The following is a 1,070-nucleotide window of genomic DNA, read 5'->3' as shown; positions in this document are numbered from 1 at the left end:
CCCGCACACCGAGTGCGGGCAGGGCGGCGTGGAAGCGCTCGACCGCGGCGTCGTCAAACACGGCCGGCTTCAGGCGCACGCAGCACAGCGCGCCTGCGTCCGGGCGCACCCAATCGATGTGCGCCGCTTCGCTTTGCACCCAGCGCTCGACCAGCGCCAGGTGGCGGGCGAGGTGCGCACCGCGTTCGGCGAGCAAGGGGCCGCTGCGGCTCAACAGCCGGCGTGCCAACTCTTCGTCGACCGCGCCGCAGGCGATGGTGGTGTTGAACTTCGCGGTGACGAGTTGCCGGCGCAGTTCGGCATCGCGCGTGATGGCCCAGCCGATGCGCAAGCCCGGCGCGCCGTGGCACTTGGACAGCGACGCGGTCGAGACGACGCGCGGACCTAACTCAAGCGCGCTGGCAACGGCCGGCGCGTCGCCATAGGCCGCGTCGCGGTAGGTTTCGTCGACCAGCAGGAAAGCATCGGGCGCACACTCGGCCAACAACGCGGCGACCTGGCGCAGCGTGGCCAGCGGGATCGCGACGCCCGAGGGGTTCTGCGGCGAGGCCAGGCTGACCAGGCGCGTGCGAGGTGACAGCAGGCGGCGCAGTTCGGCCAGGTCGGGCTGGTAGCCGGCGTCAAAGCGCAGTGGCAGCGACCGCACCTCGGTGTCCACTGCCTGCAGGGCGTTGCGCGCCAACGGGAACAGCGGTGTTGCGGCGACGGCCTCGGTGCCTGGGCCGCAGAGCGTGAACGCAAGCAGAAACAGCGCCTGCATGCCGCCGGCGGTGACCACCACGTCGTCGGGCTGCACGCCGTGCGCCGCGGCGACTTGCTCGCGCAACTCGGCGTTGCCCTCGGCCGTGCCGTAGCCGAGCGGCAGATCGGCCAGTTCGCGCAGCGCGTCGGCATCCAGCACATCAGACAAACGCAGGTTGGGGCCCAGGCTTTCGGCCAGGTCATGGCGCGGCGCGTCGCCGACGAGGTGGATGATGTCGTTGGGGGCAAAGCGGGTCATGGGCGTGGTCCGTTGCGGTGGAGATGTGCCCATCGTCCGGCGAGCGGTGATTCGATAACAGTCACAGATC

At 70.7% G+C, this 1,070-nt stretch carries 1 protein-coding gene; it reads right to left on the bottom strand.

Features of this window, described 5'->3' with window-relative positions; genetic code table 11:
- On the bottom strand, positions 1 to 1,000 hold a 1,000-nt coding region (locus AC1DYI_RS36620; protein ID WP_477208987.1), incomplete at its 3' end, for an aminotransferase class I/II-fold pyridoxal phosphate-dependent enzyme.
- Positions 1,001 to 1,070: the final 70 nt, after the last annotated feature.

This window comes from Ideonella sp. P3_A4, from assembly GCF_056403075.1.
Note: the sequence above shows the minus strand (reverse complement) of the source record. Positions and strands in the feature narration are given on the sequence as shown.